The 15487-nt window shown below is 74.2% G+C and carries 15 protein-coding genes; 11 read left to right on the top strand and 4 right to left on the bottom strand.

Translation table 11 applies throughout. The features are described 5' to 3' along the window. Positions 1–264: 264 nt before the first annotated feature. From rsmD to mutM, 9 genes are all read left to right on the top strand, one after another. Positions 265–840 carry a 16S rRNA (guanine(966)-N(2))-methyltransferase RsmD gene (rsmD, locus tag Ani05nite_RS32320; protein WP_203774670.1) on the top strand — a complete coding sequence of 192 codons (576 nt, stop codon included), beginning with the start codon at positions 265–267 and terminating at the stop codon, positions 838–840. Next, positions 837–1316 carry a pantetheine-phosphate adenylyltransferase gene (coaD, locus tag Ani05nite_RS32315; RefSeq protein WP_203774669.1) on the top strand — a complete coding sequence of 160 codons (480 nt, stop codon included), beginning with the start codon at positions 837–839 and terminating at the stop codon, positions 1314–1316. Before rsmD ends, coaD begins: the two co-directional genes overlap by 4 nt. 91 nt (positions 1317–1407) lie before the next feature. Continuing rightward, positions 1408–1905, top strand: coding sequence for an SPFH domain-containing protein (locus tag Ani05nite_RS32310; protein WP_203774668.1), 498 nt, complete (start codon positions 1408–1410; stop codon positions 1903–1905). 90 nt (positions 1906–1995) lie between these two features. Next, entirely contained in the window at positions 1996–2604 is a 609-nt protein-coding gene (locus tag Ani05nite_RS32305; RefSeq protein ID WP_203774801.1) for a YceD family protein, read from the top strand. Positions 2605–2609: 5 nt separating this feature from the next. Then, a complete protein-coding gene (rpmF, locus tag Ani05nite_RS32300; protein WP_014694262.1) occupies positions 2610–2783 on the top strand; it encodes a 50S ribosomal protein L32 in 174 nt (57 codons plus the stop codon). Positions 2784–2907: 124 nt separating this feature from the next. Beyond that, positions 2908–4062 (top strand): phosphate acyltransferase PlsX, encoded by a 1155-nt coding sequence (locus tag Ani05nite_RS32295; RefSeq protein WP_203774800.1) that lies wholly within the window; start codon positions 2908–2910, stop codon positions 4060–4062. Beyond that, entirely contained in the window at positions 4059–4886 is an 828-nt protein-coding gene (gene rnc, locus Ani05nite_RS32290) for a ribonuclease III (RefSeq protein WP_203774667.1), read from the top strand. The genes Ani05nite_RS32295 and rnc overlap by 4 nt, the downstream gene beginning before the upstream one ends. A gap of 2 nt (positions 4887–4888) precedes the next feature. Further along, entirely contained in the window at positions 4889–6061 is a 1173-nt protein-coding gene (locus Ani05nite_RS32285) for a putative hexosyltransferase (RefSeq protein WP_239130852.1), read from the top strand. A gap of 38 nt (positions 6062–6099) precedes the next feature. After that, positions 6100–6954 (top strand): bifunctional DNA-formamidopyrimidine glycosylase/DNA-(apurinic or apyrimidinic site) lyase, encoded by an 855-nt coding sequence (gene mutM / locus Ani05nite_RS32280; RefSeq protein WP_203774665.1) that lies wholly within the window; start codon positions 6100–6102, stop codon positions 6952–6954. Here the strand turns inward: mutM and Ani05nite_RS32275 are convergent. The 4 genes from Ani05nite_RS32275 to Ani05nite_RS32260 form a co-directional block, all read right to left on the bottom strand. Further along, positions 6890–7477 (bottom strand): putative glycoside hydrolase, encoded by a 588-nt coding sequence (locus Ani05nite_RS32275; RefSeq protein WP_203774663.1) that lies wholly within the window; start codon positions 7475–7477, stop codon positions 6890–6892. The two genes, mutM and Ani05nite_RS32275, sit on opposite strands and share 65 nt — an antisense overlap. After that, entirely contained in the window at positions 7474–8655 is a 1182-nt protein-coding gene (locus Ani05nite_RS32270; RefSeq protein WP_239130850.1) for a serine/threonine-protein kinase, read from the bottom strand. Before Ani05nite_RS32270 ends, Ani05nite_RS32275 begins: the two co-directional genes overlap by 4 nt. Beyond that, positions 8652–10142, bottom strand: coding sequence for a DUF3492 domain-containing protein (locus Ani05nite_RS32265; RefSeq protein ID WP_203774661.1), 1491 nt, complete (start codon positions 10140–10142; stop codon positions 8652–8654). The genes Ani05nite_RS32270 and Ani05nite_RS32265 overlap by 4 nt, the downstream gene beginning before the upstream one ends. A 132-nt stretch (positions 10143–10274) precedes the next feature. Continuing rightward, entirely contained in the window at positions 10275–11054 is a 780-nt protein-coding gene (locus Ani05nite_RS32260) for a CAP domain-containing protein (protein WP_203774659.1), read from the bottom strand. Positions 11055–11451: 397 nt separating this feature from the next. On the opposite strand from Ani05nite_RS32260, the gene Ani05nite_RS32255 reads away from it, so the two are divergent. Together Ani05nite_RS32255 and smc are read left to right on the top strand one after the other, a co-directional pair. Next, a complete protein-coding gene (locus tag Ani05nite_RS32255) occupies positions 11452–11646 on the top strand; it encodes a hypothetical protein (protein WP_125804837.1) in 195 nt (64 codons plus the stop codon). A 255-nt stretch (positions 11647–11901) separates the two neighbouring features. Then, the gene (gene smc / locus Ani05nite_RS32250) at positions 11902–15483 is read left to right on the top strand and encodes a chromosome segregation protein SMC (RefSeq protein WP_203774657.1); all 3582 of its coding nucleotides are present in this window, start codon (positions 11902–11904) and stop codon (positions 15481–15483) included. Positions 15484–15487 lie beyond the last annotated feature (4 nt).

The following is a 15487-nucleotide window of genomic DNA, read 5'->3' as shown; positions in this document are numbered from 1 at the left end:
GACGCCTCCCCGCATCGTCGAGCCGACAGCGTTTCGTCGGCGGCCGCCCGACCATAGCCAAGTTCGCGATTCTGAGTAACGCCGTAAGCCGGCCTAAGCCGGTTGATGCATATTCGAGATCTTCGTTGCACCGATCGCATCGAGCTCAATGCGCTGCGTGTCGTTCCCGGCCGGGCCGGAGGGTAAAAGTTCACTCCGCAGTGGTCGGTCACGAGTGGTGGCGTAGCGTCACACTGTGCTATCCGCTGACCCCCAGAAGGCCGCATGACCAGGATCATCGCCGGTGCGCACGGTGGCCGCCGGCTCGCCGCGCCCCCCGGTGGGCAGACCCGACCGACGGCGGATCGGGTGCGCGAGGCGTACTTCAGCGCCCTGGGCACCATGATCGATCTGGACGGCGCCCGGTTCGCCGATCTTTATGCCGGTTCCGGGGCGGTGGGTCTCGAGGCCCTGTCCCGCGGCGCCGCGTACACGTTGCTCGTGGAGGCCGACGCCAAGGCGTCCCGGGCCATCCGCGACAACATCGTCACGCTCCGCGTCGGCAACGTCGCCCGGCTGGTCACCGGCAAGGTCGCCCAGGTGCTGGCCGGCCCGCCCGAGGGCGGCCCGTTCGACGTCGTCTTCGCCGACCCGCCGTACGCGGTGAGCGACGACGAGGTGGCCGAGGTGCAGCAGGCGCTGGTCGAGCACGGCTGGCTGGCCGAGGACGCCGTGGTCACCTTCGAGCGCTCGACCCGGACGGCGGTCCGGGGCGAACCGCTGAGCTGGGTGGAGGGCATCACCGAGGAGCGCAGCAGGCGTTACGGCGAGACCACCCTTTGGTACGGTCGCCGATCATGAGACGCGCGGTCTGTCCCGGGTCCTTCGATCCGGTCACCAACGGTCACCTGGACATCATCGGCCGGGCCAGCCGGCTCTTCGACGAGGTCATCGTGGGTGTCCTGATCAACCACTCGAAGACCGGGCTGTTCGCCATCGAGGAGCGCATCGACATGCTCCGGCAGGCCTCGGCCACCTACGGCAACGTCCGGGTCGAGTCCTTCCACGGGCTGCTGGTCGACTTCTGCCGGGCGCAGGGCGCGGCCGTGGTCATCAAGGGCCTGCGCGCGGTCAGCGACTTCGACTACGAGTTGCAGATGGCGCAGATGAACATCGGCCTCTCCGGCGTGGAGACGTTGTTCATGCCGACCAATCCGCTGTACTCGTTCCTGTCCTCCAGTCTGGTCAAGGACGTGGTCAAGTGGGGTGGGGACGCCTCGTCCTACGTCCCGGACTTCGTCGGCGAGCGGCTCGTGACCAGACTGCGGCAAAACTGACGGCGCGCCCTTCGCGGATGCATCATCGGGTACGGCAGTAACGTGATCGCACCACTCAGCGTGAGTGCGAGATGACAGGAGTGAGGCGCCGGTGGATCCGCTCGACCGCATCGACGAGATCATCTCCATGGTGGAGGCGGCACGCTCGGTGCCGATGTCCCGGACCAACTTCATGTTCGACCGCGGCGAGATGATCGCGCTGCTGGAAGAGCTGCGCGCTGAACTGCCGAGCGACCTGCGCCGGGCGGTGGCGCTGCTCGAGGAGCGCGACAAGATCATCGACGCCGGCAAGCGGGAAGCGGACCGGATCATCAGCGAGGGTGAGACGGAGCACGCCCGGCTGGTCTCGGTCAACGAGATCACCGTCTCGGCCGAGCACGAGGGCGCCCGGATCGTCGCCGAGGCCCGCTCCGAGGCCCAGCGCCTGCGCGAGGAGGTCGACGACTACGTCGACACCGCGCTGGCCAACTTCGAACAGTTCCTGACCAGGGCGTTGTCGTCGATAGAGCGGGGCCGCGACAAGATGCACGCGCTGCGCGAGATCGGCACCTTCCAGGGCGAGGAGAACGAGCGGCCGCTGCCGTTCTGAGCCCCGGGCGCCGGCCCGACCCGATTCGACGCTGAGCCCGCTGCTCAGGTAACCTTTCCTGTCGGCCTACCTACAGGCTGAGAGTTCATGATGCCCAAGCACACGCAGAACCACCTCGATCCCAGGCAGCCGCTGGTCGTCGACACGACGAAACTCCCGCGCCAGCCCGGGGCGACGCGCGCCCTGAAACGGGTGGTGCCGGCACCGCCGGACCTCGGCCTGGAACTGATCTCGGTGCCCACGGGATCCGACCTCGAGCTCGATCTGAGCATGACGTCGGTGTCCGAGGGCGTGTACGTCAGCGGTAACGTCCGCGGCTCGCTGTCCGGCGAGTGCGGTCGCTGCCTCAACGAGATCTCGGAGCCGTTCGACGTGCACATCGCGGAGCTGTACGCGTACGCGGCCAGCACCACGGAGGAGACGACGGACGAGGACGAGGTGGGCCGGATGCAGGGCGACTTGCTCGACCTGGAGCCGGCGGTACGCGACGCGGTGGTGCTGACACTGCCGACCAATCCGGTCTGCCGGCCGGACTGCCCAGGGTTGTGCCCCGAGTGCGGGGTCCATCTCGACGACGTTCCGGCTGACCACAGCCACGACGACGGCGATCCCCGCTGGGCCGCTTTGCGCAACCTGTCAAGAACTGAGCTGCCGCTGGCGGCTTCGCCGCAAGACCCGAAGAAAATGATCGAGGAGTAGGTACCGTGGCCGTCCCCAAGCGCAAGATGTCGCGCAGCAACACCCGGTCCCGCCGGGCGAACTGGAAGGCGACCGCGGTCTCGACCGTGGCCTGCCCCCAGTGCAAGTCGCCGAAGCTGCCGCACACCGCCTGCTCGGTCTGCGGCACCTACAACGGCCGTCAGGTCCTCGAGGTCTGAGCACCACCGAGTGACACGCCCGATCACCGGGCGGGTCGCACCTGAGCGGCGGCGAACGTCCGGTGCCCGGGCTTCGGAACAGTCCGGCCGAGTCACCTCGGCCGGGGCTGGGCCGGAGCCGGGCATCGCGCGGATCGCCGTCGACCTCCTCGGCGGGGACCATGCTCCCGCCGTCGTGGTTGACGGCGCTCTGCGCGCCTGCCAGGCCGATCCGGCCCTTCAGCTGCTTCTCGTCGGCCCCCCTGAGGCTGCCGACGCGCTTCTGCGCGCCCTCGACCCGGCCGAGCACCACCGGGTGAGCACGATCGCGGCCCCGGCCGGCCCGGCCGAGCCCGACCCGGCCGCACCGAATCGCGGCAACGACCACCCCGCCGGCCCCAGCAACCGGGCCGACTCAGCCCGCCGCGATAACCGGGCCGACTCAGCCGGCCGCGACGACCGGGGCGGCGGTGGCGACCGCGCCGACCGTGCCGTCGGTCACACCCTCCGCCCGGACCGTGCGGTCAGCCGCGCCGCCCGCCCCGGCCAGGAGCTCAGCCGCGTCGAGTCCGGCGTCCGCACGGCCGTGCTGGCCGTCGCCCAGGGCTTCGCCGACGCCGTCGTCTCCGCCGGCAACACCGGCGCCACCGTCACCTCCGCCGCCCTCGGGCTCGGCCGCTGGCCCGGTGTCCGCCGTCCCGCGCTCGCCGCCGTGCTGCCCACGGTCGCCGGCCGCCTGGTCCTGCTCGACGTCGGCTCCTCCGTCGATCCCGACGAGCAGACCCTCGCCGTGCACGCCCGGCTCGGCGCCGCGTACGCCGCCGTCGTGCACGGGCTCGCCGCGCCCCGCGTAGGACTGCTCACCATCGGCACCGAGCGCGGCAAGGGCGATCGGCTCCGCCGCGCCGTGCCGGGCATGCTGGCGGCGCTCGACCTGCCCGCCGGCGGGCGCTACTGCGGCCTCGTCGAGGGCAGCGACGTGGTGACCGGCGCCGCCGCCGACGTCGTGGTGACCGACGGTTTCACCGGCAACGTGCTGCTCAAGGGCCTGGAGACGGCGTACGCGCTGATCCGGCCCCCGGGCCGCGACGTGCCGCCCCGCGCGGCCATCCTGCTCGGCGTCGGCGGCACCGTCGTGGTGTGTCACGGCGCCGCCACCGGCGAGGACATCGCCGCCGGCATCGGCCTCGCCGCCGGCCTGCACCGGCGCGCCGCGGTGCCGGTCATCGCCGACCTGATCCAGTTCCCGGTGGGGCATCCGGGCCCCGCAGCGCACGAAGACCCCAGAGGTGGTTCATGAGCATCAACGACAAGCGCCGGCGGCCCTCGACCGAGCCACTGGAGGAGGCGTTCGGCATTCCGTTCGAGCCCGGGCTGCTCGAACGCGCGCTCACCCACCGCTCGTACGCGTACGAGAACGGGGGCCTGCCGACCAACGAGCGCCTGGAGTTCCTCGGCGACTCCGTGCTGGGCGTGGTGATCACCTCGGCGCTCTTCCACAACCACCCGGACCTGCCCGAGGGCCAGCTCGCCAAGCTGCGCGCCAGCGTGGTCAACATGCACGCGCTGGCCGACGTCGCCCGTACCCTCGGCCCGCACGGCCTGGGCCCGCACCTGCTGCTGGGAAAGGGCGAGGAGACCACCGGCGGGCGCGACAAGGCCAGCATCCTCGCCGACACGCTGGAGGCGCTGCTCGGCGCGATCTACCTCGAGCACGGCCTGGACGTGGCCGGCGAGGTGATCCACCGGCTGTTCGACCCGCTGATGGCCGAGTCCGCCGGGCGCGGCGCCGCCCTGGACTGGAAGACCAGCCTGCAGGAGCTGACCGCGGCGCTGGGCCTGGGCGTGCCGGACTACGTGATCGACGACGCCGGGCCGGACCACGCCAAGACCTTCACCGCCTGGGTCGTGGTGGCCGGCGAGCGCTACGGCGGCCAGGACGGGCGCAGCAAGAAGCAGGCGGAGCAGCGCGCGGCCGCGGCGGCCTGGCGCACCCTGACCGAGCGCACCGAGGCGGAGACCCCGCCGCCGGCCGTGGCCGGGGGCGGGCACACCGAGCTCCCCGAGGGGCCGAGCGAGCCCGACGGCGGGCGCACCGAGCTGCCCGAGGCCGCCGAGCGGTGAGCGTGACCGTGCGGGAACCCGGCCCGGAGGTGGCCTCGGTCCGGGAGCGGCTGTGGGACCGGGCCGGGGGCTGGTCCGGCGCCGGCGTCGCGGTCGGGATCCTGGCGCTGACCCGCCTGGTCCAGCTGCTGCTGCTGGTCGGGCTGGACCACGGCACCGACGAGCCCGCCGGGCTGCGCGGCAACCTGCTGATCTGGGACGGCGGCTGGTTCCTGCGGGTCGCCGAGGGCTACCCGAGCGGCTACACGTACGCCCCGGACGGCGCGCTGCAAGGCAACGAGCTGGCGTTCTTCCCGCTGTACCCGATGCTCATCCGGGCCCTGTCCGGGATCGGGCTGGACCCGGGCACGGCCGCGATCACCGTGAGCTGGCTGGCGTCGGTCGGCGCGGCCGTGGCCCTGCACCTGCTGGGCACCTCGCTGTACGGCCGCCGCGCCGGCTGGGCCCTGGTCGCGATCTGTTGCAGCGCCCCGATGTCGGTGGTGCTGTCGATGGCGTACTCGGAGAGCCTGTTCCTGGCCCTGGTGGCCGGGATGTTCGTCGCCGCGCACCGGCAGGTTTGGTGGGCGGCCGGGCTGCTCGGGCTGGGCGCCGCGCTGACCCGTCCGACCGGCGCCGCCGCCGCGGTGGGGCTGGCCGTGGCGGCGGTGCTCGCGGTCCGCCGCGACCCCGGCCGCAAGTGGCCGCCGCTGGCCGCGGCCGCCGTCGCGCTGGCCGGGGTGCCCGCCTACCTGGGCTGGGTGGCGTGGCGGGTCGGCGACCCCGACGCCTGGTTCAGGATCCAGACGGCCGGCTGGGGCACCTCGTTCGACTTCGGCGCCAGCACCGTCACCTTCCTCGGCGACACGCTGACCCGCGGCGAGGGGTGGGTGCCGATGAGCGTCGCGCTGATCCTGCTCGCCGCCCTGGTCGCCGCCGGCGTGGCGCTGGCCGGCCGGCCCTGGCTGCCGCTGGCCGTCTACGGGCTGGTCGCGATGGTGCTCGCCTACGGGCAGGCCGGCTTCTACCACTCCAAGCCGCGGCTGCTGCTGCCCGTACTCTTGACGCTGCTGCCCTCGGTCGTCGCCGCGGCCCGCGCCCGCCCCCGGGTCGCGGTGCTGGCGATCGCCGCCTGGGCGGCCTTCGGGCTCTGGTACGGCGCCTACCTGGTCGCCGTCTGGCCCTACACGATCTGACCCCCCGACCACCCGACCCGCGACCACGGAGGACCACCGTGCCCGAGCTGCCCGAGGTCGAGACCGTCCGCCAGGGGCTGGCCAAGTGGGTGACCGGCCGGCGCATCGCCGCGGCCGAGGTGCGCCACCCGCGGGCCGTCCGCCGCCACGTGCCCGGCGACGTGCACTTCGCCGCCGTCCTGCGGGACCGGACGGTCACCGACGTGGCCCGGCGCGGCAAGTACCTGTGGCTCCCGCTGGACTCCGGCGACGCGATCATCGCGCACCTGGGCATGAGCGGTCAGCTGCTGATGCAGCCGGCCACCGCCGCGGACGAGGTGCACCTGCGGGTCCGGATCACCTTCGCCGACGACGGCCCGCAGCTGCGCTTCGTGGACCAGCGCACCTTCGGCGGGCTGTCGGTCTCCGAGGGCGGGGCCGAGCTGCCGGACGAGATCGCGCACATCGCCCGCGACCCGCTCGACCCGCAGTTCGACGACGAGCTGTTCGTGGCGCGGCTGCGCGGCAAGCACACCGAGATCAAGCGGGCCCTGCTGGACCAGACCCTGATCTCCGGGGTCGGCAACATCTATGCCGACGAGGCGCTGTGGCGGGCCCAGTTGCACGGGGCCCGGCCCACCGACGCGCTGAGCCGGCCGGCGGTGCGCCGGCTGCTCGCCCACGTCCGGGACGTGCTGGGCGAGGCGATCGTCGCGGGCGGCACCACCTTCGACGCGCTCTACGTGAACGTCAACGGCGAGAGCGGCTACTTCGACCGGTCGCTGAACGCGTACGGGCGGGAGGGCCAGCCCTGCCACCGGTGCGGCACGATCATGCGCCGGGAGCAGTTCATGAACCGCTCCTCCTACAGCTGCCCGCGGTGCCAGCCGCGCCCCCGCCGGCCGCTGCGCTGACGTACGGGCCGGTGTCGGTGGCCAGCCCGAAGCCGGCCCCGCGGCGGCCCATCAGCCGCCGGGCCGCGGTCAGCAGCTCGGTGGGTACGCCGTGCACCAGGTGCCCGTCGCCCGGCCGTACGCCGTCGCCGTCCCAGCCCTGATAGGCCGACCAGGGCCCGTCGAAGGTGCAGATCCGCACGCCCAGCTCGCGGTAGAGCGGGTGGGTCGGCACCCCGGGGTTGAGCACGATGCGGTGCAGCCCGCGCCGCGCGGCGAGCCGGACGGTCAGCGCCACCGGCCCGACGCCGCCCGAACCGGCGGGGGCCCGGTCCAGGAAGAGCCCCTCCGCCCCGTCCTTGCGCCACTCGTCGACGTCGGCCAGCACGTCGGCCAGGGAACGCCCGCCCCAGTCCAGGTCGATGCGGCCGAGCACGCGGTGGGCGGAGCGGCGCCGGCCGGGCCGTTCCTGCACGACCCAGGTGTCGCGGTCGGGGGCCAGCTCGGGCGAGGGCTGGGCGTACGGGGGGAACAGGGTCTTCACGACGTCCTCCGGGGGTCTGCGGCGGTGTGTGCGACGGTCAGCAGTCCGACGAGGTGGGTCGCCGCCAGGATGGCGACGACGGTGGGGAGCCGGCCCGGCGGCAGCGCCGGGACCAGCGGTGGGGCGAGCGCCGCCAGCGGCGGCGCGACGGCCAGCAGGGCGGCCGTGGCGGTCCGGCCGCGGGTGGCGAGCAGCAGGGTGATGGCGAGTACGCCGCCGAGCAGGATCCCGCCGGCCACCGCGAGCACGCCCTCCCGCGCACCCCCGGCCCCGCCGGGCAGCCGGTACGCGGCCACGGCGAGCGCGATTCCGGCGGCCAGCGACGGCAGCAGCGCGGCAACCGTCACCGCGGTGACGCCGCCGACGTGCTCGCGGTGTTCGGCGCCGCTCTCGGCGAGGTCGAGGCTGCTCTCGACCTGCCGCCGGTGCCAGCCGGTCAGCGCCTCGAGCAGCGGCACGGCGGCCAGCAAGGGCAGGGCGGCGGGTGACGTCGCCGCGGGCGGGCCGGCCCGCCAGAGCAGGATCACGCCGGCCGCCTGGCCCGCGCCCAGCACGGCCCGGCCGACGGCGCCGCGCAGGTCGTCGCCCCGCAGCACGAGCGTGGCCGTGCGCCGGAACGCGGGCCGGAACGCGCGCAGGGCCGGCGCGGCGAGGGCCAGGGGAAGCAGCGCCGGCACCGGCACGCGGGCGGCCCAGGGGTCGCCGGTCGCCGCGGCGACCGCGATCGCGGCGAGCAGCCAGCACGGCACGCTCCAGCGGACGACCGCCGCCTCGGTGCGGCCGATCAGCGCGGCGGTGATCGTGGCCAGGCCGGCCAGCCCGCACACCCCGGCGGTGATCGCCGGGGCCGGCCGCGGCCCGGTGACCGAGGCGGGCGCCAGCAGCACGAACGCGCACCACAGCGCGGCGGCGACGAGGAACCCGAGCCCGGCCAGCCGCACCCCGGCGCCCGGGCCGCCGCGCCGCGCGACGACGGCGCCGGCCGGGGCGAGGATCTGCGCCGCGCTCCAACCGAGCACCAGCGTGCCGGCGGGCACCGGCCAGGGCAGGCGGCCGAGGAATCCGGCGGCGGCGATCGCCATGCCGAGCGGTCCCAGGTAGAGCGCGCAGCGCAGCAGCAGCTTGACGCCCAGGGCGGGCGCCGGCCGGGCGCCGGGCAGCGCGGCGAGGCCGGTCACCGCTCCTCCCCGGACTGGGCGAGCCAACGCACGGTGGCCGGCCGGGCTTCCCGCGGGGCGGGCACGGCCAGGGCCAGCTCGTAGCAGGGCGCGGGCGGCGGCCCGGCCAGGTCGGTGTAGAGCGCGCTGTAGACGCGGACCACCCGGTCGGCGGTGTAGCAGGCCAGCGCCCGGCGGCGGGCCGCGTCACCGAGCGCCCGGCGGCGGGCCGGGGCCCGCAACAGGCCGACGCAGGCCTCGGCGAGGGCGGCCGGGTCGTCCGCGGCGACCAGGGTGCCCGCGTCGCCGAGGGTCTCGGCGACCGGGCCCACGTCCACCCCGACCACGGCCCGGCCGGACATCATGGCCTCGATCAGCCGGTACGGCGGGTCGGCGGGCCCGGGGACGTGCACCACGAGGTGGCCGGAGGCGTACCGGGTGCGCGGGCCGGCGGGCAGCGGGTGCAGCCGGATCGCCCGGCCCAGCCCGGTGCGTTCGACCTGCTCGGCGCAGTGGTCCTCGTGCGCGGCGGTGACACCGACCAGGTGCAGCACCGTTCCCGGCACGGCGGCGGCAACGAGCGCGAACGCCTCCAGCAGGGCCACGAGCCCGCTGTCCGGCCCGCCGGTGCCGGCCCACACGATGGCCGGCTGGGTCCGCGCCTCGGGCGCGGACGGGAAGTCGAGCGGGTCGACGCCGGCCGGCACCGGGACCAGCCGGCCGGGCTCCGCGCCGTGCCCGAGCGCCCAGGAGTGGTGGTAGGCGCTCAACGGCGCGATGAGGCCGGCCTCGGCGTACCCGGTGCGGGCCACCGCCCTGCGGAACCGGCGCAGCACCGTGCGGACCGCGGGGGAGAGGCGTTCCTCGCCGGCCCGGGGCCGGGCCACCGGCGCCCTCGCCTCGGTGAGCAGCAGCGGCATCCCGGTCCGCCAGCGGCCGGCCAGGGCGGCCAGCAGCGGCGTGGTGCCGCCGACGCAGTGCACCAGGTCCACCCCGGGCACCGGTACGGACAGCGCCCGCGCCGCGTGGCGCAGCAGGGTCGCGGCGGTGCGGGCGTCGCGCAGGCTCAGCCGGGGCAGCCGGTCCTCGCTGGGCACGGTCCGGCCGGTCCGCCAGGCGTCGAGCAGCACGTCGGTCAGCGGTACGGCGTTCAGCGGGTGGCCGGCCTCGGCCAGCACGGAGAGCCCGAGCAGCCCCTGGGCGAACAGGTCGTCGGCCGCTCGGGGCTCGGGCTCGCTGAGCAGGCCGCGGCACAGCAGGGCGGCCGCGGCGGTGGCGGTGTCGTCGCCGGCCTCGCGCCGCCGGGTCTCCCGGGTCAGCGGGGCGGCCGTGGCCGACGCGACGTGGCCGGGCAGCGGGTACGCCGGCCCGCCGGCCGGCTCCCGGTCGGTGACCGTCAGCAGGTCGAAGGTGAACCCGCCGAGGCCGTCGACGAGCGTGCGGCACCAGCCGCCGAGGGCGTCCCGGCGGAACGGGTAGCCGCCCCCGGTGAGCAGACAGATGCGCATGCGGTCAGCACCACGAACGCGACGGGGGTGATATCACGTTGGCTGCAACGACACAGCCGGGGAAAGTAACGGGACTCTGTCACCTAGGCGACAAGCTGGCACACTATTTGTCTGTTTTTTGGCCTAATTTGCTCAAGAACGCCCGAAAAGCTGGCCCCACACGATCGTGCCGTCCACGCCCTTGACCGCGCCCGCTCCTAGCGCCTTGAAGTCGCAGTTGAGGATGTTGGCGCGGTGCCCCTCGCTGTTCATCCAGCTGGTCATGACGTCAGCGGCGTCGCGCTGGCCGCGGGCCACGTTCTCGCCGCCCGGGTCGTCGTAGCCCTGCTGCCTGGCCCGGGTGACGAAGTCCCGGCCGTCGTCGCTGACGTGACTGATGTAGAGGTCGCCGTGCGTGCCCAGCTCCTGGACGTGCAGCCGGATGGCGGTCCGCAGCTTGGTGTTCAGCCGTACCGCGCCGCAGCCGGCCCGGTCCCGCTCGACGTTGACCAGCCGGATGACCTCGGTCTCCTGGGCGGCCAGCCCCGGGCCGACGGCGGGGGTGCGGGTCGTCGGCTTGCGGGTGGGCGTCCGGCTGGGCGCCGGCTTGCGGGTGGCCGGCTTCCGGGTGGCGGTCCGGCTGGGCGCCGGCGCGGCGGTGGACGGGGTCGGCGAGGCGGACGGCGGGACCGACGGCCGCGCCACCCCGGCGCCGGGTGCCCCGCCACCGGCACCCGGGGCCAGGGCGGCGACGGCGGCTTCGGGCAGCTCGGCGGCGGTGCCGGAGCCGGTGAAGCTGGCGGGCAGCAGGGCGGCGCCGGCGCCGAGCAGGGCGAGCACGGCGGTCACGCTGAGGCCGAAGGTCACCGGCGACGGCATCGCCTGCCGGTCGCGGTGCCGCCCGGTTGATCGCTCGTCGTCCTGCGCCCGCACGTCGTGCCTCCGCCTCCTGAGGGGATCGAGAGGTTTCGACCCGGGTGACGGTAAGCAGCCGGTTCCGGCGCGGGCAAACCGGCTAAGAAAGAAATAAGTCCTGGATAAGGCCCGCGGCGTGGCGTGATTCACTGGTCAGGGGGGTGCCACGCGGTTCCCACGGCTTGACGGACTGTGGGTCTCGGCGCACCATGGAGATGTCGCCAGTCGCGCCCATCTGTGTCCAGTCGAGTCCTGGGCATGGGATATCTGCATTCCAATGTACGTTCCGGGTGCAGGATTTTGTGCTCACGCGTGTCCGTGGGTACAGCAGTGTGCGGTACCACTGGGCGCGCGTTTGGCCGGCCTTTTCGGCAGCGCTTTACAACGAGACGCGGTGTCTCACAAGGAGAAAGTCATGGCGAAGGCCCTCTACGGCCACGTAGGTGCGGCGCCCGACCGGCGCCTGCTCGACGAGGTCACCCGACTGCGTTCCAGGGTGCAGGCTCTGGAGTTCGAGATCACCCGCCTGCGGGCGGAGAATGATCGTCTCGCGGCCGCGGCCGCGGAGGCAGACGATCTTCTTCGGCTGACCGAGCCGGCGCTGACCTGAGCTCCGCCGGGCGCCGCGAACCGGCGCCCACGATCCCTCGCACCACCGGACGCACCCCCGAAAAGCGCGCCTCCACCCACAGTGGCGGCGCGCATCTTTTTGCTCGCTCGGCGCCACCTCCCGCCCGCCCGATCGGACAAAAGCATCGTAGGCGTTCGAGACCGGCACGTTCCGGGACGCGCGGCGTGCGCGGACACCGCCTGCCCCTGCGGGTAACCTGCTGATCAGCAGACCACCGCCGACCCTCGGAGATCCGTGCACCTCAAGAGCCTGACGGTGAAGGGTTTCAAGTCCTTCGCCTCCGCTACGACGCTGCGGCTGGAGCCGGGCATCACCTGTGTGGTGGGCCCCAACGGCTCCGGCAAGTCCAACGTCGTCGACGCCATCGCGTGGGTCCTGGGTGAGCAGGGCGCCAAGGCGCTGCGCGGCGGCAAGATGGAGGACGTCATCTTCGCGGGCACCGCCGGCCGGGCCCCGCTCGGTCGGGCCGAGGTGACGCTGACGATCGACAACGGCGACGGCGCGCTGCCCATCGACTACACCGAGGTCTCGATCACCCGCCGGATGTTCCGCTCCGGCGAGAGCGAGTACGAGATCAACGGCAGCTCCTGCCGCCTGCTCGACATCCAGGAACTGCTCAGCGACTCCGGCATCGGCCGGGAGATGCACATCATCGTCGGCCAGGGCCGGCTCGACGCGATGCTGCACGCCAAGCCCGAGGACCGCCGCGCCTTCATCGAGGAGGCGGCCGGCGTCCTCAAGCACCGCAAGCGCAAAGAGAAGGCGATCCGCAAGCTCGACGCGATGCAGACCAACCTCAACCGGCTCAACGACCTCACCGCCGAGCTGCGCCGCCAGCTCAAGCCGCTGGGCAAGCAGGCCGAGGTCGCCCGCCGCGCCGCCGGCATCCAGGCCGACCTGCGCGACGCCCGGCTGCGGCTGCTCGCCGACGACCTGCACACGCTGCGGACCACGCTGGACAAGGAGATCGCCGACGAGTCGGCGATGCGCGAGCGCCGCCAGCAGGTCGAGGAGGAGAACCGCGAGGTCCAGCGCTGGCTGGCCGACCTGGAGGCCGCGCACGCCGAGGACGCGCCGCTGCTCGCCGCCGCCCAGGACACCTGGTACAAGCTCTCCGCGCTGCAGGAACGCTTCCGCTCCACCGAGCAGCTGGCCAGCGAGCGGCTGCGCCACCTCGCCGCCGCCCCCGACGACGAGCGGGCCGGCCGCGACCCCGACCAGCTCGAGGCCGAGGCCGAACGGGTCCGCGAGCAGGAGGAGGAGCTGCGCGAGGCCCTCACCGAGGACCAGATGCGGCTGGCCGAGGCGGTCGAGCACCGCCAGGAGCTGGAACGGCAACTGCTGCAGGCCGAGGGGGCGCTGCGGGCCGCCGCGAAGGCGATCGCCGACCGGCGCGAGGGGCTGGCCAAGCTCACCGGAAACGTGAACGCGGCTCGGGCCCGTACCGGAAGCGCCGCCGAGGAGATCGAGCGGCTCGCCGTCGCCCACAACGACGCGCTCACGCGGGCCGAGGCCGCCCAGGCCGAGGTCGACGCGGTGTCCGCGGAGTCGACCGAGGCCGACCGCGACAACGCGGAGCTCGACGAGCGGCACGCCGAGGCGGTCGCCGCGCACGACCGCGGAGCCGCGGTGGTCAAGGAGCTGTCCGACGCCGAGCGCGCGGCCGAGAAGGACGCCGCGAGCTGGAAGGCCCGCGAGGAAGCGCTCGCGCTCGGCCTGCGCCGCAAGGACGGCGCCGGCGCGCTGCTGGCCAAGGCCGACCAGGTCCCCGGCCTGCTCGGCTCGCTCGCCTCGATGCTCACCGTCCGGCCCGGCCACGAGGCCGCGCTGGCGGCGGCGCTCGGCGTGCTCGCCGACGCGGTGGCCCTCAGCGGCGTCGACGAGGCCGTCGAGGCCATGCGCACCCTCAAGATCGCCGACGCCGGCCGGGCCGCGCTGGTCGTGGCCGGCCCGGCCGCGCCGGGCATGCAGGGCCCGCTCGACAGCCTGCGGCCGGCGCTGCCGGAGGGCGCCATCTGGGCGCCCGACGTCATCGAGTGCCCCGACACCATCCGCCCGGCGCTCAACCGGGCGCTGCGCGACGTCGTGCTGGTCACCGACCTCGCCGCCGCGACCCGCCTGGTCGCCGGGAACGCGGAGCTGCGCGCGGTCACGCCCGACGGCGACGTGCTGGGCGCGCACGCGGCCGCCGGCGGTTCCGGCAAGGCCACCAGCTACATCGAGGTCCAGGCGGCGGTGGACGAGGCCCGGGCCAACCGGGAGACCGCCGAGGAACTGATCACGGTGCTCAAGGGCCGGCTCGCCGACGCGCGTGCCGAGGTCGCCGAGCTCAAGGAGGCGGTCAGCGTCGCGGCCGCCGCCAAGCGCGCCGCCGAGGGCGAGCGCAACGCCGCCGCCCGCCGCCTGGCCGAGCTCGGCGCCGCGGCCCGGTCCGCCAAGGCCGAGTCGGAGCGGCTCGGCGCGTCCCGGCAGAAGGCCGAGGCCAACCGCGACCGGGACCTGGCCGGGCTGGCCGAGCTGGAGGAGCGGCTGCGGCTCGCCGAGGCCACCCCGATCGACGAGGAGCCGTCCACCGAGGAACGCGACACCCTCTCGGCCCTGGTGCCCCAGGCCCGGCAGAACGAGATGGAGGTGCGGCTCGCCGTCCGTACCGCCGAGGAGCGGGTCTCCTCGATCTCCGGGCGGGCCGACTCCCTGCTGCGCCAGGCCACCCAGGAACGCCAGGCCCGGGAGCGCGCGGCCGCCCGCCGGGCCGCCCGCGCCCGGGGCGCGGAGATCGCCAAGGCCGTCGCCCTGGGCGCCGCCGCGGCGATGTCGCGGGTCGCGGTCTCGCTGGCCGCCGCCGTCGAGGCGCGCGACGAGCTGGCCCGGGCGCGTACCGCCCGGGAGGCCGAGCTGCAGGAGGTCCGCGCGAGCGCGAAGCGCCTCGTGGCCGAGCTGGAGCGGCTGACCAACGAGGTGCACCGCGACGAGGTGGCCCGCGCCGAGCAGCGGCTGCGCATCGAACAGCTCGAGGCGAAGGCGGCCGAGGACTTCTCCCTGGACGTCGACACGCTGGTCGCCGAGTACGGCCCGGCCCAGCTCGTGCCGCCCAGCCAGGCCGAGGCCGCCCAGGCCGAGAAGGACGGCAAGGAGCTGCCCGAGCCGGTGCCGTTCCACCGGCCCACCCAGGAGAAGCGGGCCAACAAGGCGGAACGCGACCTGGCGCTGCTGGGCAAGGTCAACCCGCTGGCGCTGGAGGAGTTCGCCGCGCTGGAGGAACGCTTCAAGTTCCTCTCCGACCAGCTCGAGGACCTCAAGGCCACCCGCAAGGACCTGCTCACCGTGGTCAAGGACGTCGACGACCGCATCCTGGAGGTCTTCACCTCCGCGTTCGAGGACACCGCGCGCGAGTTCCAGGCCGTGTTCCAGGTGCTCTTCCCCGGCGGCGAGGGCCGGCTGGTGCTCACCGACCCCGAGGACATGCTCACCACCGGCGTCGAGGTCGAGGCCCGGCCGCCGGGCAAGAAGATCAAGCGGCTGTCGCTGCTCTCCGGCGGCGAGCGCTCGCTGACCGCGGTGGCCATGCTCTGCGCGATCTTCCGGGCCCGCCCCAGCCCCTTCTACATCATGGACGAGGTCGAGGCGGCCCTCGACGACGTCAACCTGGGCCGGTTGATTACGCTCTTCCAGCAGTTGCGGGAGAAGAGCCAGCTGCTCATCATCACGCACCAGAAGCGCACGATGGAGGTCGCCGACGCCCTCTACGGCGTCACGATGCGGGCCGGCGTCACCCAGGTCATCAGCCAGCGGCTGAACCGAGAACCGGAGGAATAGACCC

The organism is Actinoplanes nipponensis (genome assembly GCF_016862275.1).
Taxonomy (GTDB): domain Bacteria; phylum Actinomycetota; class Actinomycetes; order Mycobacteriales; family Micromonosporaceae; genus Actinoplanes; species Actinoplanes nipponensis.
This window is presented reverse-complemented; position numbering and strand designations above follow the sequence as displayed.